Source organism: Vibrio sp. S234-5, from assembly GCF_000960595.1.
In the GTDB taxonomy this organism is placed as follows: domain Bacteria; phylum Pseudomonadota; class Gammaproteobacteria; order Enterobacterales; family Vibrionaceae; genus Vibrio.
The window spans coordinates 91,601-115,623 of sequence record NZ_JZAM01000295.1 but is presented as its reverse complement, the minus strand read 5'-3'; the positions used below and the strand labels follow the sequence as shown (position 1 = coordinate 115,623).

Annotated in this window: 22 protein-coding genes and 1 riboswitch; of the genes, 12 read left to right on the top strand and 10 right to left on the bottom strand. The window is 51.7% G+C overall.

The window, feature by feature from the left end:
• The first annotated feature begins 214 nt into the window (after positions 1 to 214).
• The 5 genes from cobA to cysC are packed head-to-tail and all read left to right on the top strand — an operon-like array spanning position 215 to position 5,901.
• Positions 215 to 1,087: a uroporphyrinogen-III C-methyltransferase gene (gene cobA, locus UF06_RS18400; protein ID WP_045571739.1), complete on the top strand. Its 873-nt coding sequence runs from the start codon at positions 215 to 217 to the stop codon at positions 1,085 to 1,087.
• Between the two features lie 56 nt (positions 1,088 to 1,143).
• Positions 1,144 to 2,052 carry a sulfate adenylyltransferase subunit CysD gene (cysD, locus tag UF06_RS18395; protein ID WP_045571738.1) on the top strand — a complete coding sequence of 303 codons (909 nt, stop codon included), beginning with the start codon at positions 1,144 to 1,146 and terminating at the stop codon, positions 2,050 to 2,052.
• Between the two features lie 18 nt (positions 2,053 to 2,070).
• Positions 2,071 to 3,501 (top strand): sulfate adenylyltransferase subunit CysN, encoded by a 1,431-nt coding sequence (gene cysN, locus UF06_RS18390; RefSeq protein WP_045571737.1) that lies wholly within the window; start codon positions 2,071 to 2,073, stop codon positions 3,499 to 3,501.
• A gap of 40 nt (positions 3,502 to 3,541) precedes the next feature.
• Positions 3,542 to 5,266, top strand: a complete 1,725-nt coding sequence (locus tag UF06_RS18385; RefSeq protein WP_045571736.1) for an SLC13 family permease — start codon at positions 3,542 to 3,544, stop codon at positions 5,264 to 5,266.
• Between the two features lie 11 nt (positions 5,267 to 5,277).
• Positions 5,278 to 5,901: an adenylyl-sulfate kinase gene (gene cysC / locus UF06_RS18380; RefSeq protein ID WP_045571735.1), complete on the top strand. Its 624-nt coding sequence runs from the start codon at positions 5,278 to 5,280 to the stop codon at positions 5,899 to 5,901.
• 16 nt (positions 5,902 to 5,917) lie between these two features.
• Here cysC and UF06_RS18375 read toward each other — a convergent pair whose 3' ends face one another.
• The 7 genes from UF06_RS18375 to UF06_RS18345 all read right to left on the bottom strand — a co-directional run bounded on the left by UF06_RS18375 (position 5,918) and on the right by UF06_RS18345 (position 11,429).
• On the bottom strand, positions 5,918 to 6,820 hold the full coding sequence (locus UF06_RS18375; RefSeq protein WP_045571734.1) for a TIGR03899 family protein: 903 nt from the start codon (positions 6,818 to 6,820) through the stop codon (positions 5,918 to 5,920).
• A gap of 341 nt (positions 6,821 to 7,161) precedes the next feature.
• The gene (locus UF06_RS18370) at positions 7,162 to 7,659 is read right to left on the bottom strand and encodes a DUF3299 domain-containing protein (RefSeq protein ID WP_045571733.1); all 498 of its coding nucleotides are present in this window, start codon (positions 7,657 to 7,659) and stop codon (positions 7,162 to 7,164) included.
• A gap of 6 nt (positions 7,660 to 7,665) precedes the next feature.
• Complete coding sequence (locus UF06_RS18365) at positions 7,666 to 8,925, bottom strand: ABC transporter permease (RefSeq protein WP_045571732.1); 1,260 nt, start codon at positions 8,923 to 8,925, stop codon at positions 7,666 to 7,668.
• The gene (locus UF06_RS18360; RefSeq protein WP_045571731.1) at positions 8,922 to 9,626 is read right to left on the bottom strand and encodes an ABC transporter ATP-binding protein; all 705 of its coding nucleotides are present in this window, start codon (positions 9,624 to 9,626) and stop codon (positions 8,922 to 8,924) included. Before UF06_RS18360 ends, UF06_RS18365 begins: the two co-directional genes overlap by 4 nt.
• Before the next feature lie 65 nt (positions 9,627 to 9,691).
• Positions 9,692 to 10,336 (bottom strand): DUF2796 domain-containing protein, encoded by a 645-nt coding sequence (locus UF06_RS18355; RefSeq protein ID WP_045571730.1) that lies wholly within the window; start codon positions 10,334 to 10,336, stop codon positions 9,692 to 9,694.
• 41 nt (positions 10,337 to 10,377) lie between these two features.
• Positions 10,378 to 10,743: a DUF2607 family protein gene (locus UF06_RS18350; protein ID WP_052702579.1), complete on the bottom strand. Its 366-nt coding sequence runs from the start codon at positions 10,741 to 10,743 to the stop codon at positions 10,378 to 10,380.
• Between the two features lie 134 nt (positions 10,744 to 10,877).
• Positions 10,878 to 11,429 carry a YtfJ family protein gene (locus tag UF06_RS18345; protein WP_045571729.1) on the bottom strand — a complete coding sequence of 184 codons (552 nt, stop codon included), beginning with the start codon at positions 11,427 to 11,429 and terminating at the stop codon, positions 10,878 to 10,880.
• Between the two features lie 261 nt (positions 11,430 to 11,690).
• Between UF06_RS18345 and UF06_RS18340 the strand changes: the two genes are divergently transcribed.
• A complete protein-coding gene (locus UF06_RS18340; RefSeq protein WP_039440343.1) occupies positions 11,691 to 11,897 on the top strand; it encodes a DUF1107 family protein in 207 nt (68 codons plus the stop codon).
• A 47-nt stretch (positions 11,898 to 11,944) separates the two neighbouring features.
• On the opposite strand, the gene msrA is transcribed toward UF06_RS18340, so the two are convergent.
• Positions 11,945 to 12,577 (bottom strand): peptide-methionine (S)-S-oxide reductase MsrA, encoded by a 633-nt coding sequence (gene msrA / locus UF06_RS18335; RefSeq protein ID WP_045571728.1) that lies wholly within the window; start codon positions 12,575 to 12,577, stop codon positions 11,945 to 11,947.
• Between the two features lie 224 nt (positions 12,578 to 12,801).
• On the opposite strand from msrA, the gene UF06_RS18330 reads away from it, so the two are divergent.
• Genes UF06_RS18330 through UF06_RS18320 form a run of 3 tightly spaced genes read left to right on the top strand, consistent with a single transcriptional unit; the run spans position 12,802 to position 18,674 of the window.
• Positions 12,802 to 14,517 (top strand): autotransporter assembly complex family protein, encoded by a 1,716-nt coding sequence (locus tag UF06_RS18330; RefSeq protein ID WP_045571727.1) that lies wholly within the window; start codon positions 12,802 to 12,804, stop codon positions 14,515 to 14,517.
• Positions 14,514 to 18,266 (top strand): translocation/assembly module TamB domain-containing protein, encoded by a 3,753-nt coding sequence (locus UF06_RS18325; RefSeq protein WP_045571726.1) that lies wholly within the window; start codon positions 14,514 to 14,516, stop codon positions 18,264 to 18,266. Before UF06_RS18330 ends, UF06_RS18325 begins: the two co-directional genes overlap by 4 nt.
• A 60-nt stretch (positions 18,267 to 18,326) precedes the next feature.
• A complete protein-coding gene (locus UF06_RS18320) occupies positions 18,327 to 18,674 on the top strand; it encodes a gamma-glutamylcyclotransferase (protein ID WP_045571725.1) in 348 nt (115 codons plus the stop codon).
• Positions 18,675 to 18,734: 60 nt separating this feature from the next.
• On the opposite strand, the gene ppa is transcribed toward UF06_RS18320, so the two are convergent.
• Both ppa and fbp read right to left on the bottom strand, forming a co-directional pair.
• Positions 18,735 to 19,262, bottom strand: coding sequence for an inorganic diphosphatase (gene ppa / locus UF06_RS18315; RefSeq protein WP_039430711.1), 528 nt, complete (start codon positions 19,260 to 19,262; stop codon positions 18,735 to 18,737).
• 142 nt (positions 19,263 to 19,404) lie between these two features.
• Entirely contained in the window at positions 19,405 to 20,421 is a 1,017-nt protein-coding gene (gene fbp, locus UF06_RS18310; protein ID WP_039430709.1) for a class 1 fructose-bisphosphatase, read from the bottom strand.
• 328 nt (positions 20,422 to 20,749) lie between these two features.
• Here fbp and mpl point away from each other — a divergent pair, with 328 nt between their 5' ends.
• From mpl to thiB, 3 genes are all read left to right on the top strand, one after another.
• Positions 20,750 to 22,111: a UDP-N-acetylmuramate:L-alanyl-gamma-D-glutamyl-meso-diaminopimelate ligase gene (gene mpl / locus UF06_RS18305; RefSeq protein WP_045571724.1), complete on the top strand. Its 1,362-nt coding sequence runs from the start codon at positions 20,750 to 20,752 to the stop codon at positions 22,109 to 22,111.
• A gap of 41 nt (positions 22,112 to 22,152) precedes the next feature.
• Entirely contained in the window at positions 22,153 to 22,797 is a 645-nt protein-coding gene (locus UF06_RS18300; protein WP_045571759.1) for a flavin prenyltransferase UbiX, read from the top strand.
• Between the two features lie 29 nt (positions 22,798 to 22,826).
• Positions 22,827 to 22,947: riboswitch (TPP riboswitch) on the top strand.
• Between the two features lie 111 nt (positions 22,948 to 23,058).
• Complete coding sequence (gene thiB, locus UF06_RS18295) at positions 23,059 to 24,018, top strand: thiamine ABC transporter substrate binding subunit (protein WP_226972504.1); 960 nt, start codon at positions 23,059 to 23,061, stop codon at positions 24,016 to 24,018.
• Positions 24,019 to 24,023: the final 5 nt, after the last annotated feature.

Below are 24,023 nucleotides of genomic sequence, written 5' to 3'. Positions count from 1 at the left end.
TGTGATTTCAGCCGATTACTTTATTCCATTCTGTGCAGCGCTTGCCATCTTTTGCCGTGGTGAGGCTTGTTGTGTGAGTAAAAGAGAAAAGTGCATGAGTTAGATAGAAAACTTCTTAGCAGTTTTTTGAATAAAAAATGAAATTTTAGAATTTCAGGTAATATAAAGAGCTCGCCATAATGCGCTTATCAAAAGTTCAATGGAAGCACGGCGTATGACCAGCAAGGAATCAGGAACGGTCTTTCCCTTTAAAAAGCCAACACTCGTTGCCGACAATCGCACAGTGCCGAGCCGCTTTGCGCGCAGTCAACTCAAGGCCGGGGAAGTGGCTCTGGTGGGGGCTGGGCCGGGCGATCCTGAACTGCTCACGCTCAAAGCCTTAACCTATTTACAACAAGCCGATGTGGTGCTGTACGACTACTTGGTCTCCGATGAAATCATGGCTTTGGTGCCGAGTGATGCTATCTTGGTCTGCGTGGGTAAACGCGCCGGGCATCACAGTGTGCCACAGGAAAAAACCAACCAGCTGTTGGTTGATTTTGCCCAGCAAGGCTACAAGGTGGTGCGGATTAAAGGCGGTGATCCGTTTATTTTTGGCCGTGGTGGTGAAGAGTTGGAAGTGTTGGCCGATGCCGGGATTCGCTTTCAAGTGGTGCCGGGCATCACGGCGGCAGCGGGCGCAACCGCGTATGCGGGCATTCCTCTGACTCATCGTGATTACGCCCAGTCGGCGCTGTTTATTACCGGTCACCTTAAGGCAGAAAGCGATCAGATGGATTGGTCGACACTCGCGCGAGGTCAGCAGACTCTGGTGATCTACATGGGGCTGATGAAGTCGAGTTATATCCAAGAGCAGCTCATCGCGCATGGCCGCGCCTCAAGTACGCCGATCGCCATCATTGAACGCGGCACACAGCAGACGCAAAAAGTATTTAAAGGGCAACTGGCTGATTTAGCCACTTTAGCCACGCAGGCTGAAGCCCCTGCACTGATTGTCGTAGGGGAAGTTGTTCAGCTATCCGACAAGTTAGATTGGTTTCTTCGTGACGAACAGGCAAATCTGAGCACATTGGCTCAGTCTGTTTAACCCGAAGCCAGCGTAATGGACCCATTCAGGCCGTCGAGCCTTAAAAGGAAAGAGATATGAATCAACAACGCTTGACTCATTTAAAGCAGCTCGAAGCTGAGAGCATTCACATCATCCGTGAAGTGGCTGCCGAGTTTGATAACCCAGTGATGATGTACTCGATAGGCAAAGACTCGTCGGTGATGCTGCATTTGGCGCGCAAAGCGTTTTATCCAGGAAAAATTCCCTTTCCACTACTGCACGTTGATACCGATTGGAAATTTCGCGAGATGATCGAGTTTCGTGATCGCACCGCGGAGAAATATGGCTTTGAGCTTTTGGTACATAAGAACCCAGAAGGTTTGGCGATGGCCTGTAGCCCATTTGTGCATGGCTCTTCTAAGCATACCGACATCATGAAAACCCAAGGGTTGAAGCAAGCGCTCAACAAATACGGTTTTGATGCGGCCTTTGGTGGTGCGCGCCGTGATGAAGAAAAATCGCGTGCCAAAGAGCGTGTCTACTCGTTTCGCGATAAGAACCACACTTGGGATCCGAAGAATCAGCGCCCGGAGCTGTGGAAAACCTATAACGGCCAGATCAACAAAGGCGAGAGCATTCGTGTCTTCCCACTTTCAAACTGGACCGAACTCGATATTTGGCAATACATCTATCTAGAAAACATTGAAATCGTGCCGCTTTACTTGGCCGATGTGCGTCCTGTGGTTGAGCGCGACGGCATGCTCATCATGGTGGACGACGACCGCATGAAATTGCGTGACGGTGAGCAGATTGAACACAAGAGCGTGCGTTTTCGCACCTTAGGTTGCTACCCATTGACAGGGGCGATTGAATCAGAGGCCAATACGTTGACCGGAATTATCGAAGAGATGCTGGTGGCCACTTCGAGTGAGCGTCAAGGTCGGGCGATCGATCACGATCAGTCTGGATCGATGGAACTGAAAAAGCGCCAAGGTTATTTCTAAAGGGATCGAGGATATATTATGAACAGTGCAGTTGAAGCGCAATTGGCTGAGTTGGGTATTGAAGGTTACCTAGAGCAGCATCAAAACAAATCATTACTGAGATTCCTGACCTGCGGTTCGGTAGACGACGGCAAGAGCACCTTGATTGGTCGTTTGCTGCATGATTCGAAGCAGATCTACGAAGATCAACTGGCGGCGGTCCACTCAGACAGCCAACGTGTTGGCACCACAGGCTCGCGTCCGGATCTGGCGCTGCTGGTGGATGGTCTGCAAGCCGAGCGTGAGCAAGGAATCACCATTGATGTGGCCTATCGTTACTTCTCGACGCAAAAGCGTAAATTCATCATCGCTGATACGCCGGGACATGAGCAGTATACGCGCAACATGGCAACGGGTGCGTCAACCTGTGATCTGGCGGTGATCCTAATCGATGCGCGTAAGGGCGTGTTGGATCAAACTCGTCGCCACTCGTTTATCTCCAACCTGCTTGGTTTGAAACATTTTGTTGTTGCAGTCAATAAAATGGATCTGGTCGATTTCTCTGAGCAACGTTTTGAAGAGATCAAAGCGCAGTATTTGGCCTTTTCGCAAAATCTGCGTGGTGAAACCAACATTCAGATCATTCCTATTTCGGCATTGGAAGGGGATAACGTGGTGGATCCAAGCCAACACATGAGTTGGTATCAGGGCCCGTCACTGCTGGAAATTCTGGAAAGTGTCGACGTAGAAAAAGCTAAAGAGGCGGGCGAATTCCGCTTCCCGGTGCAGTATGTCAGCCGTCCAAACCTCAACTTCCGTGGTTTTGCTGGCACTATTTCATCTGGTACGGTGAACGTGGGTGATCGCATTAAAGCGTTGCCATCGGGGAAAACCTCTAGCGTGGCGCGCATTGTGACCTTCGATGGTGATTTGCAGCAGGCGCAAGCGGGCCTAGCGGTGACGCTGACGCTGGCTGACGAAATTGATATCAGCCGTGGCGATCTGCTGGTGCTGGAAGAGGCACAAGTGCAATCGACCAACCATCTTCTTGCCGATGTGGTGTGGATGACGGAGCAGCCGTTACAACCTGGGCGCGATTACGACATCAAGATTGCGGGTAAAAAGACCATCGGCCGTGTGGAAAGCATTCGCCATCAGTACGATATCAACCATCTTTCGTCGCACGGAGCCGCAGAGCTGCCGCTCAACGGTATTGGTCTGTGTGAGTGGACGCTCAACGAAGCGGTGGCGTTGGATCACTACCAAGAGTGTGCTGATACCGGTGGCTTTATCATCATCGACCGTTTGACCAATGTCACCGTGGGGGCGGGCATGGTGAGCGAGAGCCTTGCCGCGGTCGCTCAGGCAAGTGGTGATTTCAGCGCATTTGAAGTTGAACTGAACGCTTTGATCCGTAAGCACTTCCCACATTGGGATGCTAAAGATCTCAGTGCGTTGATTAAAAAGTAGTAGCGAGTGATGGGAGCGTGCTCCCCAGTGAGGATGAGGTATGTGGGAGCAAGGAATGGTTTTGGCGATGTTGCTAGGCATCATCACATGTTTGCTCGTCACGAAAATTAAGCCGAGCTATATTTTCGCTGCTGCCGCATTTGTGGCTTTTATGGCGGGAATGAGCGACTTAACCACCATGGCGGCGAATTTTACTAACTCCTCACTGCTGACTTTAGTGCTGTTGATCTTGGCATCCACGGCACTGGAAAAAACGCGTTTAATCAGTTGGGTGAGCCGCAATATTTCCGAAGGGCGTTTAGCGACTGTGATTGCTAAATTGGGCTTGTCGACCGCGCTGCTCTCCTCGTTTACCAATAACACCGCAGTGGTGGTGTCGTTGATTGGCGCAGTCAAACGTAACCAGCAGCACGCGCCGTCGAAGTTGTTGATCCCACTCTCTTATGCCGCCATTTTTGGTGGCACGCTCACCTTGATTGGTACCTCGACCAACCTGATCATCAACAGTTTCGTTGAAGACGCGGGTTTGCCGAGCATGTCTTTCTTTGCGCCGACCTTGATTGGTTTGGCAGTAATGCTGGGTGGGGTGCTGATCTTGATCCCGCTGAGTTATCTGCTGCCAGACTACGACGAGCAGGGGCAAGATGATCTGCCGTACTTTTTAGAAGCGCGCGTTGAACCCGGTTCACCGTTAGTTGGACGTAGCGTAACCGAGAACAATCTACGCGCCTTGCGTAAGCTGTTTCTAGCCGAAGTGATCCGCAATGGCGAAACAGTTTCTTCGGTTGGTCCGGATTTTGTCTTGCAAGCCAAAGATCGACTGCTGTTTTGTGGTGACGTGGACAGCGTTTCGACATTGCAAGAGATCCCCGGGCTGACACTGTTTGGTCAGCAGCATCTTAACGGACAGAACTTCGTTGAAGTGGTGGTGAGCTCTTCGGCCAGCTTTTGTAATAAGACTTTGAAATCGAGCCATTTTCGTGATCGTTTTGATGCGGTGGTGGTGGCGATTCGTCGTGGGCATGAACGGCTGGAAGGCGGTCTGGGCAACATTAGCTTGGCCGCGGGCGACACTTTGGTTTTGGTACCGGGCAAGCGCTTTGAAGCTGAGCGCCAAGCGCATCGCAAAGAGTTTGTGTTGGTCAACGATCTCGATTCCAGCGCTCGCCTCGACAGTCACAAATCGACGTTCGTGTTACTGGGTTTTGTCGTGGTGATTGCGGCGGCACTGCTTAATCTTGTGCCTATCATTAAAGGGCTCGCCATCTATTTATTGGCATTGCTGCTGTGCGGTATTGTACAGCTCAGTGAGCTCAGACGCCGCTTCCCACTGGATATTGTGGTGATAGTCGGCTCTGCCTTGTCGATCGCGCAATTGATGATCTCATCGGGTTTTTCGGCGCGCATGGGCGGTATGTTTATCGAAGCATTTAATGGTTGGGGCGTGTTTGGCGCACTCGTAGCCACCTACATGATGACGCTGATCCTCACTGAGTTGGTGACCAATAACGCGGCGGCAGCACTGGCGTTTCCGATCGGCTACAGTATGGCGCTAGGGTATGGCGTGGATCCAATGCCGTTTATTATGGCGGTGCTGTTTGGCGCGAGCGCCAGTTTTATCTCCCCTTACGGGTATCAAACCAACTTATTGGTTTACAGTGTGGGCAACTATCGCTTGTCGGATTATCTGAAAATTGGCGTGCCAGTGTCATTGGTGTACTCCACCTTGGTCCTTACTTTTATTCCGATCTTTTTCCCATTTTAAAAGGATTTGTTATGAGCAGCGTGAGCGCGAACAACGATGAAAATATTGTCTGGCATCAGCATATGATTGATAAATCGTATCGTGCCGGGCTCAAACAGCAAAAGCCAGCCGTGCTTTGGTTTACTGGCTTGTCGGGTGCGGGCAAATCGACCATTGCGGGGGCGCTGGAAACACGCTTGGCAGAGCAGGGCTATCACACCTACTTACTGGATGGTGATAATGTGCGACACGGCTTGTGTAGCGATCTTGGCTTTTCTCAGCAGGATCGCCGCGAAAACATTCGCCGCATTGGTGAGTTAGCCAAGTTGATGGCCGATGCCGGTCTGATTGTCCTTACGGCATTCATCTCACCGCATCGCGCCGAGCGCCAGTTAGTGCGGGATCTGTTACCCGACGGCGAGTTTATTGAAGTGTTCGTCAACACCGCATTACAAGTGTGTGAGCAGCGTGATCCGAAAGGCTTATATAAGAAAGCTCGCGCTGGGGAGATTGCCAACTTTACTGGCATTGATTCTGATTATGAAGCGCCACTCAATGCAGAGATCGATCTGCCTGCTGGAGAAAAGCCCATTGAGGCGCTGGTGGATCAATGCATTGAAACGCTGGTGGCTCGCGGGATCATTCGCTCATCCTAACCACCAGTGAGCGGCATCATACCGTATGGTGAATGCCGCTTTGCACATCACTCTGTACGGTAAATTTTTGATTAAGCATCGCCAGCATCTGATCGTAATACTGGCTGTTGGGTTTATTGCCGAGCAGTTTACACAGCTCATTGCCGGTTGGCGTAAAACGGTAATAGAGCAGGCGCACGCCTTTACTCAGCACATTCAACTGCAAGTTCCGCCCTTGATAACTTAAAATCAGTGGCGTTTCGATTTCGATTTCGCCCGATTCCAACTCAGTGCCATGCAGCAGGCCCAACTCAATCAGCACCAACAAGCTAGAAAACGACAACTGGAAGCTGCCCATGTTGATGTTAGTGGTGGTGTCGCGTTTGCCAAAACTGAAAATGCCGCCTTGAAAGCGATAGCCAATCAATAGTTTACGGCTGTTATCTGCGCCAAAACTGCAAGCCAGTGACGAGGCACGTTGCAGGATGTGTGCTTCTTTCGGCGTCATGTCATGCAGTACTTTTAGCGCTTTCATTGAGGTAGAACCGGGGTTGGTCACCTCGCGTTTCAGCACTTGCGCCCACAGTTTCTGCATCGCTGAGTTGTGGATCTCTTGCGCCATATCGAAAAAACGGTACAGCCAATCTTGATCCGGATCGCCTGCGGTTTCATCTTTGCAAGAGAGATGGGCCAGTTTCAAGATCTGTTCGAGGTTACGTTGGCGCTGCTCTTGGCGCTTCTCTTCACGTAGCAAAGCTCGTTCGATGGTGGTTTTCTGCGGCGGATCTTTTTGCAACAGCGCGTCTAAGCCATAGGTTTGCGCGATCGTCGTGATGCGGCTGGCGCTGTCACGAATGTAACCACTTTTCTTCTCTTGGCTGCTGTGCGCCTTGGGATCGGCTTCTTGGTCAATCACGACCGGCGTTTGGCTATCCGCCATCGTACCTTCCTTTCCATTGCAGGGTGAATGCTAGGCTCAATGTACCCTTTATCGCCAAACCAGTGCAATAATGGGCAATCACACTCTTGGCGATCAATTTGCGGTTAGAGCGGCGAAAATCGTGATCTCGATAAAAATGCGCTGTCACAAATGATAATAAGTTGTTAAAATTGTTATTGTCTTTTGTGAGGGGCTTATGAAGTATTTCGGAGAGAATAAACGCAAAAAGCACCTGTCAATCGCGCTGCTATTGGTTGCTTATTTGGCAACTTTGATCTATTTAGCCAAATATATTGCCTGAGCCAGTGAGATTGACAGGTTACGTCGATGTTTAAAATTAGTTACATGTCATCGTAAGCTTCAATCGCATCCCCTTGGATGACGTAGGCCGTTTCTGCCAACTCGTGACTCACGGTCTCCGTTTTCAGTGTTCCCACCACGTAAATCACATCCCACAGCTCTTGGACTGGCGCACCTTTGGGGAACTTAACGTAAATGATCTGGTTTGGCGGCGGTGGCGGTACATGGATACACGCGCCAAAGTAGGGGACCAACAAAAACTCGGTCACTTTATTGGCATCGCCCTCGAGCGGAATCACAAAACCGGGGATCTTCACTTTGCTGCCATTGAGCTCTGGGCGAACGCCACCCAATTTGGTTTGGTTTACCGCGTTACCGGAATGATCGGCGGCGGGCATGCCGACGCTATCGAAGAGTTTTCTTTCTTGCTCGGGCACCAGATCGAGCCAATCCAGCGTCATCACATCCTGGCTGGCTGCCAAGGCGGGAAACCAAGGCGTGAAAATTAAGCTTAATAGCAAGATAACTTTGCTTTTCATGAACGATTAAATCCTTATGGTCATTCCATCACTGAGAGATTGTTTGTAAGCCCGGAAAGCAGGAATAAAGCCGATGAGGATTCCTGCCCCCTGGACACAAGCAAGGAGCAGCCACTCATGTGCCGAGATGGCCGTCATTGCAATATTGATTCCGTATTGTTGCTGAATCAGCGGGTGAGCCACTGCGATCAGCGCGTACACCCCGGCTACTCCGGTTACAATCCCGACAAAAGTGAGCAGGCTCGCTTCACTTATAAGCAGGGTAAACACATGCCGTGGGCGCGCGCCCATCGCTCTGAGGATCGCCATTTCACGCCGCCGTTCTTGTAAGCTGGTGAGTAGGCTACTGAGCATGCCCAAAAGACCCGCGACGACCACAAACACCGACACCGCCAGCAGCGCTTGCTCGGCAACCGACATCATCCCCCACAGTTCATGCAAAGCGACACCCGGCATTATGGCGCTAAGCGGCTCTTGCGGGTAGGTGTTGATCTGCCTTTGTAGGGCGAATGTTTGAATACGCGATTTGAGGCCAATCAGCATCGCGGTGATCTGCTTGGGCTGGAAGTCTCTGTGTGTCAGTTGCGTTGCATCGGGAGTTGGGCCCATGCGCGCGCCAGATTCCCAGCCGACGTGAATCGCTTCAATCGCCTCAAGAGAGACGTGCACGGTTTTGTCTACTGGCGTGCCTGTCGGTGCCAAAATGCCGACCACTTTGAAGGGCAAGTTGTCATGGCGACTGAAGCCGACATCGCTGATCCCGTGCGCGATGACTATCTCACTGCCTAGCCGGTAGCCGAGTTTTTTCGCCACATCGTAGCCAAGCACGGTTTCAAATAAGCCGTTGAACGCTTTACCTTGCGAGAAGGTAAGTGGTTGCTTACTTCCGTACTTGTAGTGTTCAAAGTAGCTGTGGTTGGTGCCCAGTACTCGAAAACCTTGGTGCGAATCTCCGAGTGAGATGGGAATCGCCCATTCAACCGAGCGATGATTGGCAAACTCTTGGTAGCTCTTCCAGTCGATATTGTTGGTGGCATTGCCAATACGAAATACTGAGTAAAGCAGCAAGTTCACTTGGCCAGAGCGGCCTCCGACTATCAGATCGGTGCCGGAAATGGTATTGGCAAAGCTCTCTTTGGCTTGGGTGCGAATTCGCTCCACGCCCATCAGCAGCAGCACTGAAATGGCGACCGTCATGACCGTCAGTGCGGCGGTGGCTTTACGGTTACGTAAACTTTTCCAAGCGAGATTGAAGATGGCACTCATGCGATAACTCCTGCTTGGTTCAATTCACGTAAGTCGATAGTGCGGTTAAACAGCGCTTCCAAACTCGGATCGTGGCTGACGAAAATCAGGGTGGCGTTGACCGAGTTGGCTTGCTCCATCAGCAGTTCGATAAAGGCGCTGCGGTTGTCGTAATCGAGCGCGGAAGTGGGCTCATCTGCAATGACTAACTCTGGCGCGCCGATCAGCGCGCGCGCCGCCGCTACGCGCTGTTGCTGGCCGATACTCAGTTCGCTGACGGGTTTGTTGTGCAGCGCGGGCGGCAGATGTAGACGCGTTAACAGCTGTATTGCCTGCTCGTGTGCCTGACCGCCAATTTGTCCCGCGCGCAGCTTGGAAAACTGACAAGGCAGCAGTACGTTTTCCACCACATTGAGGTAGGGCAACAGGTTGAACTGCTGGAAAATATAGCCGATGTGGTCGGCGCGAAACTTGTCTCGCGCACTGGGCGACAAGCTGCCGAGATCGGTACCGAGAATACGCAGTTGCCCAGATTGCAGCGCGTTAATGCCGGTCATTAAACTGAGCAACGTCGATTTGCCACAACCGCTGGGTCCTTTTATAAAAACGTGTTCACCACGCAAAATACGCAGCTCCGGAATGTGTAAGATCGGCTGCTGCGCATCTTTCCATGTAAACGTGGCCTGATTGAGCCAAACCACTTCAGACGGAGTATTTACCATAGATTTTCACCATGCTCTGTGCTTTTCAGAAAAAGCAGGTAAGTAAACACTTACCTGCTCGGTTCTTATTTCAAAGAGATTCGTGCATTTTCAGCCGATAGTTGCGTGGCACTCTGCTTTTTATCGGTAAGCACATTCGCGGTGATGGATTGGGTCGCGGTAAAATGGCTGAACCACTGGGTATCTAGCGTACTCAGTTCGGCCAGATTGTCACAATGGTATTGATATTGAACGGTAAACGCGCCATGACTGTCGTGGTCGTGGTCATCATGATGTTTTTCATGCTCATGTTTGTCATGATCGTGTTTGTCACTCTCATGGTGTTCATGTTCATGTTCATGTTCATGTTCATCGGCATCGTGGTGATCATGATGATGCTCGTCACCCGCTAACGTATGGGCAACGTCGACCTTCTCAATCTGGCATTTGGCCTTGGCATTGAGGGTAACGATCTGCTCAGCTTGTTGCAGTAAGGCGATGCTCTTTTGCAAGCGTTGCTCTTGTTCTGCGTTTTCAGGTGCGTGCTCAAAGCCGACCACATCGGCGCCGGGCGCGGTGATCTCAATCAACAGATCGTGACCATCTTGAGCAACGTTAAATTCCACTTGGCCATGAACATGGGCATCGTGTTGGCGAAATCCTTCTTCAGCCGTTGCGAGAGAGGAGAAAGAAAGGCCAACCAAAACGGCCAATGAAGTTTTGCGTAACATGGATAAATTCCTTATTTGTCTTAATTGTGTCGATATTTGGCTTAACAATAGGTCAAATAAGGCGGTGAACGCGCGAGGTAAGCCGAAAAGCTTTCAGCGCGGGTCTCGCTTTGCCAGATGAAAACAGGGCAAAGTGTCGGAGCGGTTGCTGCTGTGTGGTGAGGCAGGCTTGCGCCAAGGCCGTGGCTGGCGTTGGCAAACTGCTCGCAATGGTGTTGCAGGTGGTGTTCGGGGTTGAAGTCCAATTGATGCGCAAGACTGGCGAAGCTGAGAAATAGCGTCAACACCACCGCCAAGTAGGCAGTGTAGTGGAATCTGAAATGACGAAGACGTATCCAACCCGGCATGTTTACGGCGACCAGTGACAAGGTGTTACAATATAACAGCTGTAGCGCAAAAAAGTTCACTCATTTTTCTATAAATAGACTTTTTATAAAACGATTTTATTAAAATTTGCTCATTCAATGACAAAAACCCATACCGTGTGAGTATGGGTTTTGTGTACAGGCTGCGACGCCGCTCTCGCTGAGCCAATCGTGCGTTAGATATTCGCTTTGACTAATGCGATCACTTGAGCAACCTCGCTGTCAGAAAGCGCACCTTCTTTGACAAACAACACTTTGCCTTGCTTGTCTTGCACTATGATGGCGGAGCTTTCTTCTTTTAGCGCCCAATTTTTGGCGACCACACCATTTTCATCCAGCACCATAGAAGACCAAGGGAACTCCACTTTGCTGTCTTGGGCTGAGGATTTGACAAACGAGCCTGTTCCCCAAATCGCATCGTCTTGATTGATGATGGTGGTGGTTTGGTACTGCTCTGCTGGAAACTGAGCTGCGGTGATCGCTTGCATTAGAGGGGCGTTCATCTCTTTTGAGCTGCTGCGGCCAGCGATGGCTTGGATCACGCGGACTTTGCCAAGCATCTGCTGAGATGCCCAAGGCTGAAACGCGGTGCCTTTGCCTTGCAGAACGATTTCGCCATACGCATCAACATTGACCGCAGGCACTGGGCTGCCGAGTGAAAGGTTGTGCGCTGCCGCGCCGAATGAGGCGCTAAACAGCGCAAGAGTGAGGAGAGTCTTTGGTTTCATGAGTGTTTTTCCTTATCAAGACAGTATGTCCATTTTATCGTGAGCGGCCACAGTATAATACGCCACAGGGAAAAATTACTGGCCTCAGATAACATTTTTTTAACACTTTGCTGGGCATTGGTTTATCTCACTATGGGCTTGCTGTATGATGGCGTCCATTAGCCAACGCTAAAGTGATGAAAAACACGGCGAAGGCAGATGCCCGAAAGAGGCAGATAAAGGGGATTCCCCCGTTTCTCAAACGGAATTTGAGGATGATGTATGTTGCGCGAGTTTGCTGTTTATCGACCACGCCAAGTGGCTCGATTCGTTAAGACCCAATTTAAAGGGGACTTTTTCATTCAAGGGATCGGCGAGTTTCATTTTGACCAAGGCAAGGTGCAGTTGCCCGATCTGAGTAATCCGCAAAAATTGGCGGTGTTTCGCGAAGTGAACGCGGAAATCGCTGCGCTCTCTTTGGTGGCGTAAGTTAAGGCAAAAACGCTACCGCAGCGTGGCTACGGCAGCGTATAAAATCAGGCTTGTGGTGGGAAGCAGACCCCAGTACCGCCGAGACCGCAGTAACCGTCCGGGTTTTTCGCTAAATATTGCTGATGATACGTTTCAGCGAAGTAGTACTCTCCTGCCGGAGCGATTTCGGTGGTGATTGTGCTGCGCTGGCTGTCGCTGAGCGCGCGTTGATACGCTTCTTTTGATGCAGTGGCGATGGCCAGTTGCTCATCGCCGTAGGTGTAAATCACCGAGCGGTATTGGGTGCCAAGATCATTGCCTTGTCGCATTCCCTGAGTGGGATCATGCCGTTCCCAAAATTTCTCCAACAACTGTGACAACGAAATCTGCTGCGACTCGAACACTACGCGCACCACCTCGGTGTGGCCCGTTTGCCCACTACACACCTCTTCATAGGTTGGGTTTGGCGTAAAGCCACCGCTGTAACCGACCGAAGTCGACACCACACCATCCGATTGCCAAAACAGGCGTTCAGCGCCCCAGAAGCAGCCCATACCCAGCAAGATCTCTTGCTGAGTACCGACCACAGGTGCGGTGATATCGCTGTGGTTGATGAAATGCTGTGTTTCAACGCGAAGCGGTGTTGCGCGACCGGGCAGCGCACTCTCTTGGCTGACCATGATTTGTTTGTTAAGCATGTGATTTCCCTTTATTCATCTGAAAGCAGTGGAGTAAATCCGGATATCGGTTGTTCCTTTTGGGGGCGAATGCTATCTTGCACTCTCATGACAGACCGGACGAAATGGTGAGCTATTTTACTGCCATTGTCTCCAGCGTGCATCGGTCTGCGAACTCTTGGAAAGCGCTTGTGGCTCTCCGTCGCCTGAACGATATCAAGCCCTCGTTTTGTACGTACTAAAGCATGATAAGAAAAGTTATTCCAGCCTTTATCGGCATGATCTTCGCCAGTCAAACCCTTGCGTCCAGCGAGGTGGATTTGATTATGGAAGGCGTCAGCGGTGCCTTAAAAGAGAATATTGAAGCTCACTTGTCCTCAATTCCTGCCGAAGATTACGCCATTTCCCTGCGTTTTCAATCGCGGCTTGATAACATTATTAATGAAGCACTCAAGGCGTTAGGTTACTACCACGCTTCAGTGGAATATCAAATATCCCCAGACAAAAATGAGTTGACAGCGATCATCTCGCCCGGCGAAGTGATGAAGCTGGCCGAGGTGGAGGTGCGTTTTACCGGTGAAGCGGCCAGTGATGACCGTTTTGCCACGCTTTTAGAAAACTCACCACTTAAGGAGGGAACGGCGCTCAATCATGGTGATTACGACGCGCTCAAATCCTCGATTCGCAATCTCGCCCTGCAACGAGGCTATTTCAAAGGCGTTTTTACCGCAGCGCGTTTGGAAGTGTCGCCCGATCTCAATCAAGCCTTCGTGCGTTTACACTACGACAGCGGCATCCGCTACCAATTTGGTGAAACGCAAATAGATGGCAGCCAGATTGAAGAGACCAAAGTGCGCTCCTTACAACCGTATAAAAGCGGCGAGCCTTATCTGGTGGCCAAAGTGGGGGAGTTTAACCAAAACCTCTCAAACACCGACTGGTTCTCCTCGGTACTGGTTGAGCCCGATATCAGTGCGCTGGATGATAGCCGCGATCTGCCGATGAAAGTCTCTTTGACGCCACAGAAAAAAAATCAGCTGGAGACGGGGATTGGCTACGCCACCGACGTTGAACTGCGCGGTACGCTCAAATGGAAAAAACCGTGGCTCAATGAGCAAGGTCACAGTTTCGACAGCAGTTTATCGCTTTCTAAACCGGAGCAGACCATCACGGCGGGCTACCAGATCCCGCTGGAAGATGTGTTGCATGACTACTACCGAGTTCAATACGCGATGAAAAATGTCGACAGCCGCGATACCAAAAGTTTGCAGTCCAACCTCGCGGTTGAACGCCACTGGTTGTTGGACAACCGTTGGCACCGCACCGTGTTTATACGCTATTTGATTGAGAACTATGAACAAGGTTTGCAAGATGATGTGGCACAGTTTGTTTTGCCGGGCATCTCTTTTTCTCGCAGCCGGACTCGTGGCGGCGGTATGCCGATGTGGGGGGATAAACAGAGCATTACTTTGGAGTTCGGGGATGACTCTTTTGTCTCCGAAACGCGCGTCGTACGTTTGCAAGGCCGTACATCGTGGATCCGCAGCTTGGGTGAAAATCACCGTGGCATTGCTCGTTTGGAAGGGGGCGCGAACCTCACCGAGGAGTTTGATCGTCTATCGCCATCACTGCGTTTTTTCGCGGGCGGTGACAATAATTTGCGCGGCTACGCTTACGAGTCCATTTCCCCCCGAGACGACAGCAACGCACTGACCGGGGCAAAGTACATTGCCACCAGTACGCTGGAGTACCAATATCGTCTTTATGGTAATTGGTGGGCAGCGGCCTTTTTCGACTATGGCGACGCGTTCAATGACGCGCCAGAGTGGAAACGTGGCGCTGGCGTGGGCATTCGTTGGGGCTCGCCAGTCGGGCCTATTCGCTTGGACTTTGCTTGGGGGTTGGATGCCACGCCCGGAGAGGAGTTTCGTATCCATTTCACCTTGGGGCCTGAGCTATGATCAAACGAATGTTTCGTTGGAGCAAATGGTGCTCTGCCGCGCTCGTTGTGTTGCTTTTGTTGGTGTCACTACTGGTTGGGCTTGCACTTTTTACCAATCTTGGCCTAAACAGCTTGGTTTCATTGGCAGAAAAAGCCATGCCGCAACTCAGTGTGGGCAAGGCCGAAGGGGCACTTTTGCCCAAGTTCACTTTGCGTGAGGTGCGTTTTCAAGACGATGCTCTTCACCTTGAGACGTCGGTCGACGAGCTGGGTTTGGCGATCGATATGGTCTGTTTTTGGCAAGGGCAACTCTGCGTTGATGAACTGAAATTGCACGGTTTGGCGTTAAGTTTGCCCGAGCTTGCGCCCTCACAAGAAGAAGCAGAACCAGAGAGCACGCCGCTGACCTCGATTCGTACTCCGCTCCCCATTGCGGTGCGCAGTCTTGAGCTCAGTGACATCAAACTGGACATCCTTGGCAACCAGATCGATTGGCGAGCGTTTCGCTCTGGTCTTTTCATGCGCGGCGATCATCTGACCATCACGCCAACGCGATTCAATGATGTCAATGTCACGCTCGCTGAAAGTGCGCCATCTTCAGTCAACCCACCTTCGATGGAACCTAAACAAGATATCGTTCTGCCCGAGGTATGGTTCCCACTCACGATTGAGCTGCAACGTTTTGATCTCAATCGCTTTACTTTGCATCAAGCAACACCGGTTGAGATTGTGCATCTTGCTCTTGAACTCAAAGCGGCCCAGCACCAAGTGCAAGTTAGCACGCTAGAACTGGAGATGCCGCAAGTGAGCGCTTTGCTCTCTGCGCAAACGGAACTTCGCGGCGACTATCCGCTAGAACTCACGCTCAAAGCAGAGCTAAAAGAGAGCGAACTGAAAGGGCAGGTGATCAATCTCTCAGCCAGCCAAAGCGTGGCGGATCTCGCCGTGCAAAGTGATCTCTCTGGGCCAGTGCAAGCGCAGATCGAAGCCGAGTTACAACCGCTGAAAGCGCAGTTGCCCTTCAAGGTCGATTTGCAACAGCTCAAAAGCCAATGGCCCTTGAGTGGCCAAAGTGAATACCAAGTGAAGGTGGCGAGTTTGCGCGCGAACGGCTCCTTGGATGGTTATCAACTGGCACTGCAAACCCACTTTGAAGGAGAAGCGATTCCGCCACTGGATGTCGATCTCTCGGGTGAAGGCTCTCTGCAGCACATTAAGCTAGATAAGCTGATCTTAGCCACCTTAGGCGGGCAAGTGAGCGGTCAGGTGAGGGCAGACTGGCGTGATATGGTGAGCTGGCAGGCCGATTTAGCACTGCAAGACATTCAACCCGGGCAACAGTGGCCGCAAGCACAAGGCCACATCAGTGGTAAGCTCTCGACCTCTGGCTCTTTGACCGAACAGGGCGGCTGGCAAGTGGCGCTGCCGCTTTTAGATATTGATGGTGTGCTGCGTGATTACCCGCTCAATATCGAAGGGGATCTGCGTATCGCCGATCGCCAAGGCAATGGCGATCTCAACGTCGACACGGCCGGATTAACCCTGTCGCATGGTCCAAACGGGCTCACCGCCAAAGGCAAGCTGGATAAACATTGGTTGATGGACGTGCAGGTTAATTTCCCCGATTTGAGCAAAACCCTGCCGGATCTTGCTGGGCGCGTGCAAGGTGACATTGCGCTGCGTGGCGAACTGCAGCAGCCCGATGTGCGTTTGGCACTGCTGGCCCAGGCGCTGAAATGGCAGCAAGAGGCGAGTATTGAGCAGCTTTCGCTGCGTGGAACGCTGACGCCGCTGCCGACGGCACAAGCGGATTTACGTTTGCAGGCGCGCGCGCTGCGCTATGAAGAAAACCAGCTGGATTCGGTTGATCTCAGCCTCACTGGCAGTGAGCAGCAACATCAGTTGACGATCGATGTGCTCTCGACACTTTTCTCCACCAGCCTCGCTATTGATGGCCAATTGAGTCGCGACAAAGAGAGAGTCTGGTCTGGTGCGCTGCAACGGATGCAAGCCACCAGCGAGCAGGGAACTTGGACTCTGGCCAATGCCGCCAAGCTCGCCGCTAATCTGGATAAGCAGCAGTTTGATGTGGCCGCGCACTGCTGGCAGCAACAGCAATCGAGTGTGTGTCTGAGCCATGACATCCGCGTTGGCGAGCAAGGTGAGGCGGAAATCGCGATAAGCCAGTTCGACTTTGCGCAAATCGGCATGTTCCTGCCCAAAGAGAGCAAACTACGCGGCCAATTAGACGCGACGCTTTGGGCTAATTGGGCGGCGAAACGCGCGCCGCATGTCAAAGTGGCGCTGACGATGCCGGCAGGAGAGCTCGAACAGAGCCTAGACGAAACCCTGACCTTAGGTTGGGACAGCCTGATGCTTAACGCCGAGTTGCAAGACGATGCACTTCGCGCCGATTGGCAGCTCAACATTCGCGACAACGGCGATGTGAGCGGTCAACTAAAGGTAGACAATGTGCAGGCCAAAGAGCCGCAGTTGGATGGGACCTTAGCGCTTGGGCAGTTCAACCTCGATTTTCTCGCCCCATTAATTGGCGAATACAGTTCTGTGCAAGCGCTGATCTCTTCGCAGCTGGCTATCCGCGGTTCGGCGTATCATCCACAAGTGTTTGGTCAAGTGCTGGTGGAAGAGATTCGAGTGCATGGCGATATCAGCCCCGTAGACGTGCAGCAAGGGCGGGTTCAGGTGCAGTTCAATGGCTATGATGCCGCGCTTAATGCTGGCATTGTCACCCCAGATGGTGAGCTAAAAGTGGACGGTACGGCCAATTGGCAGGACTTGGCCAATTGGCATAGCCAGATGCGCGTTTTTGCCGATGAGCTGCAAGTGACCATGCCACCAATGGTCAACATTAAACTGGTGCCGGACATGACCATCGAGGTCAATCCTGGGCTGGCGAAAATCTCCGGAGATCTTGCTCTGCCGTGGGGACGGATTGTGGTGGAAGAGCTGCCGCCAAGTGCCGTGAGTATCTCCAAGGATCAGGTGCTGCTCAATGACGAGTTGCAACCAGTGGAAAGTAGCACGCCGATGCCAATGAATATCGAAACTGACATCAATATTCGCATTGGTGATGACTTTAAGCTGGCGGCTTTCGGCTTAGAGGGCGGTTTGCAAGGGCGCTTGAATGTGACGCAAAAAGACAAAGGGCCGTTTATTTTGGGAGAAGTGAACATTGTTAACGGAACCTATCGCTCTTTCGGTCAGGATCTGCAGATCCAAGAAGGCAAGGTGCTGATGAATGGTCCGGTGGATCAGCCGTATGTGGCGATCAAAGCGATCCGTAACCCGAACAATACCCAAGATAACGTGATTGCGGGAGTAAAAGTCACCGGGCCGGCCAGCGAACCGATCATTACCATTTTCTCTGAGCCTGCACTTCCTCAGGCCAACGCGCTCTCTTATCTGTTGCGCGGACAAAACATCGACGCCGAATCAGGTGGGGGGAATGCGATGACCACGGCTTTGATCGGGCTGAGCCTAGCCAAAAGCGGCAAAGTGGTGGGCGAGATTGGCGCCGCGTTTGGCGTGCAGGATCTGCAACTGGATACCACTGGTGCGGGTGATGAGTCGCAAGTGACGGTCAGCGGCTACATCATGCCCGGTTTACAAGTGAAGTATGGCGTGGGCATTTTCAAGCCGTTGGGTGAGTTTACTGTGCGCTACCGTTTGATGAAAGATCTCTACCTCGAAGGGGTGTCAGGGGTCGAAAGTGCGGTGGATTTGATCTACCAATTTGAATTTGATTAAAACGCTCCTGCGTGCTATTTCTCATCCCAAGAGCATGCACCACAGAGGCAGGGAGAGCGTATGCAGCATTTGGTTTTTGTTTATGGAACCCTTCGCAAAGGGGAAGCAAACCATCACTATCTAGCGCAAAGTCAGTGTTTGGGCAGTTGTCAAAGCGGGCTGGATTACAAGTTGTATGACCTGGGGGAGTATCCGGCGGTGAGTGATGGCAACACGGCCATCAGTGGTGAAGTGTATCTGATTGACGATCACACCTTGCAAGCGCTCGATAGGCTGGAAGACGTGCCCGTGGAGTATCGTCGAGAAACCATTGAAACGCCGTTTGGCACCGCATGGATTTATCTCTATCAAGACAGCAGTAAGCTGGTCAATGAGATCGCATCCGGCGACTGGTGCCAGCGGGTTTAAGCGAAAAAAGAAGAGCCAGACTTGTGTCTGGCTCTTTTGCTCTGCGAAGAGTGCGCTTGATTACTTTTGCGCGCGTTGGTAAGACTCTAGGATCTCTTTGCGAGCTGATTCGACATCTTCCCAGCCATCCACTTTCACCCATTTACCCGTTTCCAGCTCTTTGTAGCGCTCGAAGAAATGGGTGATTTGCGCTTTGAGCAGCTCAGGCAGATCGCCAACATCTTGGATGTGGTCATACTCTTTGGACAACTTAGAGTGCGGTACCGCGACCACTTTCGCATCTTCACCCGATTCGTCGGTCATTTTCAGCACGCCAACTGGGCGGCAACGAATCACAGAACCCGGCATCAGCGGGTAAGGGGTTGGGACGAGCACGTCAACTGGGTCGCCGTCTAAAGAGAGCGTGTGGTTTACGTAGCCGTAGTTACATGGGTAGAACATCGGTGCGGACATAAAACGGTCAACAAAAACCGCGCCAGATTCTTTATCGACTTCGTATTTGATTGGGTCGGCGTTGGCTGGGATCTCAATGACGACATACAGATCATCCGGTAGCGACTTACCCGCAGGTACGTTGTTTAAGCTCATGACTTTTCCTTTTCTGTTATTTTTGGGCTGAATGGCCCCAATTTAGCCGCAAATCACTCAGGATGTAAACCAGTGAGCAAGGCGTTTTTCATCGCATCTAACAAAAAAGCGCCTGCGATTGCAGGCGCTTTGCGAGAAGGTTTTAGGCTTCGTCACGATGCAGTTCGAGAAACTCCTCGACTTTCTTCACCATATTGGTTGAACCGACGAAAAACGGCACACGCTGATGCAGTTCAGTCGGCTTGAGATCGAGAATACGGTTAACCCCGTCAGAAGCAATGCCGCCAGCTTGCTCAATCAGAAAGGCCATGGGATTGCATTCATACAGCAGACGTAGCTTACCATTCGGGTGGCTCTGCGTGCTTGGGTAGAGATAGATGCCGCCTTTAAGCAGATTGCGGTGAAAATCCGCCACCAGCGAGCCAATATAACGTGACGTATATGGGCGACCATCTTCAGGCACATTCTCTTGGCAGTACTTGATGTATTTTTTGACGCCCATTGGGAAACGAATGTAGTTGCCTTCGTTGATGGAGTAAATCTTGCCATCTTGCGGGATCATCATGTTTTCATGCGATAGACAGAACGTGCCAAGCGATGGGTCGTAAGTAAAGCCGTTAACGCCATTGCCTGTGGTGTACACCAACATGGTGGATGAGCCGTAAATCACATAGCCCGCTGCCACTTGCTTATGGCCGGGTTGGAGGAAATCTTCTTGTGTCGGTGGTGTACCAATTGGTGACACGCGACGATAAATCGAGAAGATGGTGCCGACGGAGACGTTCACGTCGATGTTTGATGAGCCGTCCAGCGGATCCATCAACACAACGTATTTGGCATTCTTGTTTAACTCTTTGTTAAACGCGACCGCTTCATCTTCTTCTTCGCTGGCGACACCACACACTTGGTCGCGAGCTTCTAACGCAGATTTGAATTTCTCATTGGCGTAAACGTCGAGCTTTTGTTGAGCTTCGCCCTGCACGTTTTCCGTACCGACAGAACCAGTGATATCAACCAGACCCGCTTTGTTGATTTCACGGTTGACGATTTTCGCCGCCAGACGAATGGACGACAAAAGAGATGACAGATCACCGCTAGCGTGGGGGAAGTCCGCTTGTTTCTCAACAATGAACTCGCCAAGGGTGCGCATTCCAGACATGTTATTTCCTTAAACTTCTCTGAATTAATCGGGGGTAGTGAGCGAGCATCTCTTATGGATGTTATCGTTTGCGCTCGCGGTAAGTGTAAGGTTTAGATCTTATTAATGGTAATGAACTAACCGACCGAGATCTCAATTTGCTTGTCGACTATTAGCGAAGAAATTACATCAACTTAGGCGGGAAGTCGTGGCGATGTTGCACAAAAAAAGCGCAACGGAGTGGCGGAATTTTGCGCCGCCGAGCAGAAGCCAGACGATCGCCCTCGCTTTTCCGAGCGTTATCGCGATAATGGGAGGGGCAAAAATTTCATAGAGCAGGACGAGCAACATGCATATTCATATCTTAGGGATCTGTGGCACTTTTATGGGCGGCGCCGCGATTTTGGCCCGGCAGTTAGGCCATAAGGTGACGGGATCAGACGCCAACGTTTACCCACCAATGAGTACGCTTTTGGAATCTCAAGGTATTGAAATTATAGAGGGTTTTGAACCTTCTCAGTTAAATCCTGCTCCTGATCTGGTGGTGATTGGCAATGCCATGAGCCGTGGCAATCCGTGTGTTGAGTACGTGCTTAACCACAATTTGCGTTATACCTCTGGGCCGCAGTGGTTGCAGGAGTTCTTGCTGCACGATCGTTGGGTGTTGGCGGTGTCAGGCACGCATGGCAAGACCACCACTGCAAGCATGCTGGCGTGGATTTTAGACGCATGCGGCTATCAGCCGGGATTTTTGGTCGGAGGTGTACTCGGCAACTTCGGTGTCTCGGCGCGTTTGGGAGACAGCATGTTTTTTGTTGTGGAAGCTGATGAATATGACAGTGCTTTTTTCGACAAGCGTTCTAAGTTCGTCCATTACCATCCACGCACCTTGATCATGAATAATCTTGAGTTCGATCATGCGGATATTTTTGATGATCTGGAAGCGATTAAGCGGCAATTCCACCATCTGGTGCGCACGGTTCCGGGCAACGGACGCATTCTTGCTCCCCAGCAAGATGCGGCTTTGGCGGACGTTTTGCAACGTGGCTGCTGGAGCGAGCAGGAGTTTTCTGGCGCTGATGGTCAGTGGCAAGCGGAAAAGCGAGTCAAAGATGGCTCTCACTTTGCGGTCTTCTTCCAAGGTGAATGCGTGGGCGAAGTGAAGTGGGATTTGGTGGGCGATCACAACGTCGACAATGCGCTGATGGCGATTGCGGCGGCGCGCCATGTCGGAGTGACGCCCGATCTTGCCTGTCAGGCACTCGGCCAATTTATCAATACCAAGCGCCGTTTAGAGCTCAAAGGCGAAGTCAATGGGGTGGCCGTTTATGATGATTTCGCTCATCATCCCACCGCGATTGAACTGACTCTCGGTGGTTTACGTAATAAGGTGGGCGACAAACCGATCTTTGCGGTTTTGGAGCCGCGCTCTGCAACGATGAAACGTGGCGTGCATAAAGAGACGCTTGCTGCTTCGTTAGCCTATGCCGATGAAGTGTTTTTATTCCAACCGCCGGGCTTGGATTGGTCGGTCGAGGCCGTGGCGGCACAATGTCACCAGCCTGCGTTTACCAGTGACAATATGGATGAATTTGTTGCGCAAATTGCCAGTCGTGCGAAATCTGAGGTGCAAATCTTGGTGATGAGTAACGGCGGTTTTGACGGCATTCATGGCAAGTTGCTGGCGGCACTGGACAAGGCGTCTGACTGACTCGGCCCATAATCGTGCTAACTGAAATCGTGCCAACTGAAATGACAATGACTGAAAAACAAAAAACAATCACACTGGCGTTTACGGGGGCCTCTGGTGCGCCGTATGGTTTACGCTTGCTTGAATGCCTGCTCGCGGCAGATTATCAGGTTTACCTGCTGATTTCCTCCGCCGCGCGTGTGGTGCTAGCCACCGAGCAGGGGCTGAAGTTGCCCGCCAATCCACAAGCCGCGCAAAGCGCGCTGGTGAACTACCTTGGCTGCTCGGCCGAGAAGCTGGTGGTGTGCGGTAAGGACGATTGGTTCTCGCCCGTTGCTTCCGGCTCCGCAGCGCCAAAGCAGATGGTGGTGTGCCCTTGCTCTGCGGGCAGTGTTGCGGCGATAGCGCACGGCATGTCGGATAATTTAATTGAGCGCGCCGCCGATGTGGTGCTGAAAGAGCGTGGTCAATTGATCCTCGTGGTGCGTGAAACACCGTTTTCCACTTTGCATCTGGAAAACATGCACAAGTTATCGCAGCTTGGCGTGACCATCATGCCCGCGGCACCGGGGTTCTACCATCAACCGCAACGTATTGAGGACCTTGTCGACTTTATGGTCGCGCGTATTCTTGACCATCTTGGCGTCGAGCAAGGTTTAGTGCCGCGCTGGGGGTACGATAACCGTCCGCGTGACGAGCACGTATAGCCAAAGCGAACGTTTCGCATTACAATCCGCCTCACTCATCGGGGAGCTCATCTGCGTATTTTTGTCGCAGAAGCTGAGATCAGGCCATCGCCTGGGACCCGTATACCTGAACCAGATAATGCTGGCGTAGGAATTGAGTCAGGAATTTAATTCGTAATGGAAGATTAAAACCGACCTCAAACCTGTGCCGCTCCACTCATGTCATGCAACGCAAATGGAGAGCGAGCCGTGAAAACCACTCTTAACCTGATTGCCCTAGCGATGGTCACTTCTGCCCCCGCTTTGGCTGCCGATAACACCCTCACTGTTTACACTTACGACTCTTTTGCCGCCGATTGGGGCCCGGGCCCGACGATCGAAAAAGCGTTCGAAGCGAAATGTGGCTGTGACGTCAACTTTGTTGCGCTGGATGATGGCGTGTCGATCCTTAACCGTCTGCGTCTTGAAGGCAAGAACAGCAAAGCGGATGTGGTGCTCGGGTTGGACAACAACTTGATGGCTGAAGCCAAAGCAACGGGTTTGCTGGCAGAACATCAGGTCGATACCCGTGTAGTTACGCTGCCAAAGGGGTGGTCTGACACGACGTTTGTCCCTTACGATTACGGCTACTTTGCTTTTATCTACAACAAAGAAACGCTGGCCAATCCGCCGAAAAGTTTAAAAGAGTTGGTGGAGCAGCGCAGCGATCTCAAAGTGATCTACCAAGATCCGCGCACCTCAACTCCAGGACAAGGTTTGCTGCTGTGGATCAAATCCGTTTACGGCGATAGCGCCAGCGAAGCATGGCAGCAACTGGCGAAAAAGACCGTGACGGTCACTAAGGGCTGGTCGGAAGCTTACTCGATGTTCCTCAAGGGTGAGTCGGATATGGTGCTCTCATACACCACCTCTCCGGCCTATCACCTGATTGCGGAAAATGACGCGAAATACGCGGCGGCGGGCTTTTCTGAAGGGCATTACATGCAAGTGGAAGTGGCCGCGAAAGTGAAAAGCAGCCAAAAACAGCAACTGGCCGATGAGTTTATGCGTTTTATTTTAAGTGACGACTTCCAAGCGGCGATGCCAACGGGCAACTGGATGTATCCGGTCACCGACGTAACACTGCCTGAGGGCTTTGACACCTTAACTGTGCCGGTGAAATCACTCAGCTTCACACCTGAAAAGGTGGCCGAAATGCGCAAGCCTTGGATCCGCGAGTGGCAAAGCGCGCTGACGTTTTAAGGCTG

Excerpts from the sequence above, each read along its gene's own strand:
- cobA (WP_045571739.1), top strand. The coding sequence starts at position 215 with ATGACCAGCAAGGAATCAGGAACGGTCTTTCCCTTTAAAAAGCCAACA.
- UF06_RS18375 (WP_045571734.1), bottom strand. The coding sequence starts at position 6,820 with ATGGCGGATAGCCAAACGCCGGTCGTGATTGACCAAGAAGCCGATCCC.
- UF06_RS18325 (WP_045571726.1), top strand. The coding sequence starts at position 14,514 with ATGATCAAACGAATGTTTCGTTGGAGCAAATGGTGCTCTGCCGCGCTC.
- UF06_RS18360 (WP_045571731.1), bottom strand. The coding sequence starts at position 9,626 with ATGGTAAATACTCCGTCTGAAGTGGTTTGGCTCAATCAGGCCACGTTT.
- cysC (WP_045571735.1), top strand. The coding sequence starts at position 5,278 with ATGAGCAGCGTGAGCGCGAACAACGATGAAAATATTGTCTGGCATCAG.
- msrA (WP_045571728.1), bottom strand. The coding sequence starts at position 12,577 with ATGCTTAACAAACAAATCATGGTCAGCCAAGAGAGTGCGCTGCCCGGT.
- fbp (WP_039430709.1), bottom strand. The coding sequence starts at position 20,421 with ATGTCTGGAATGCGCACCCTTGGCGAGTTCATTGTTGAGAAACAAGCG.
- UF06_RS18330 (WP_045571727.1), top strand. The coding sequence starts at position 12,802 with ATGATAAGAAAAGTTATTCCAGCCTTTATCGGCATGATCTTCGCCAGT.
- UF06_RS18345 (WP_045571729.1), bottom strand. The coding sequence starts at position 11,429 with ATGAAACCAAAGACTCTCCTCACTCTTGCGCTGTTTAGCGCCTCATTC.
- UF06_RS18340 (WP_039440343.1), top strand. The coding sequence starts at position 11,691 with ATGTTGCGCGAGTTTGCTGTTTATCGACCACGCCAAGTGGCTCGATTC.
- UF06_RS18385 (WP_045571736.1), top strand. The coding sequence starts at position 3,542 with ATGTGGGAGCAAGGAATGGTTTTGGCGATGTTGCTAGGCATCATCACA.
- UF06_RS18365 (WP_045571732.1), bottom strand. The coding sequence starts at position 8,925 with ATGAGTGCCATCTTCAATCTCGCTTGGAAAAGTTTACGTAACCGTAAA.
- cysN (WP_045571737.1), top strand. The coding sequence starts at position 2,071 with ATGAACAGTGCAGTTGAAGCGCAATTGGCTGAGTTGGGTATTGAAGGT.
- UF06_RS18355 (WP_045571730.1), bottom strand. The coding sequence starts at position 10,336 with ATGTTACGCAAAACTTCATTGGCCGTTTTGGTTGGCCTTTCTTTCTCC.
- thiB (WP_226972504.1), top strand. The coding sequence starts at position 23,059 with ATGGTCACTTCTGCCCCCGCTTTGGCTGCCGATAACACCCTCACTGTT.
- ppa (WP_039430711.1), bottom strand. The coding sequence starts at position 19,262 with ATGAGCTTAAACAACGTACCTGCGGGTAAGTCGCTACCGGATGATCTG.
- UF06_RS18320 (WP_045571725.1), top strand. The coding sequence starts at position 18,327 with ATGCAGCATTTGGTTTTTGTTTATGGAACCCTTCGCAAAGGGGAAGCA.
- mpl (WP_045571724.1), top strand. The coding sequence starts at position 20,750 with ATGCATATTCATATCTTAGGGATCTGTGGCACTTTTATGGGCGGCGCC.
- UF06_RS18370 (WP_045571733.1), bottom strand. The coding sequence starts at position 7,659 with ATGAAAAGCAAAGTTATCTTGCTATTAAGCTTAATTTTCACGCCTTGG.
- cysD (WP_045571738.1), top strand. The coding sequence starts at position 1,144 with ATGAATCAACAACGCTTGACTCATTTAAAGCAGCTCGAAGCTGAGAGC.
- UF06_RS18300 (WP_045571759.1), top strand. The coding sequence starts at position 22,153 with ATGACAATGACTGAAAAACAAAAAACAATCACACTGGCGTTTACGGGG.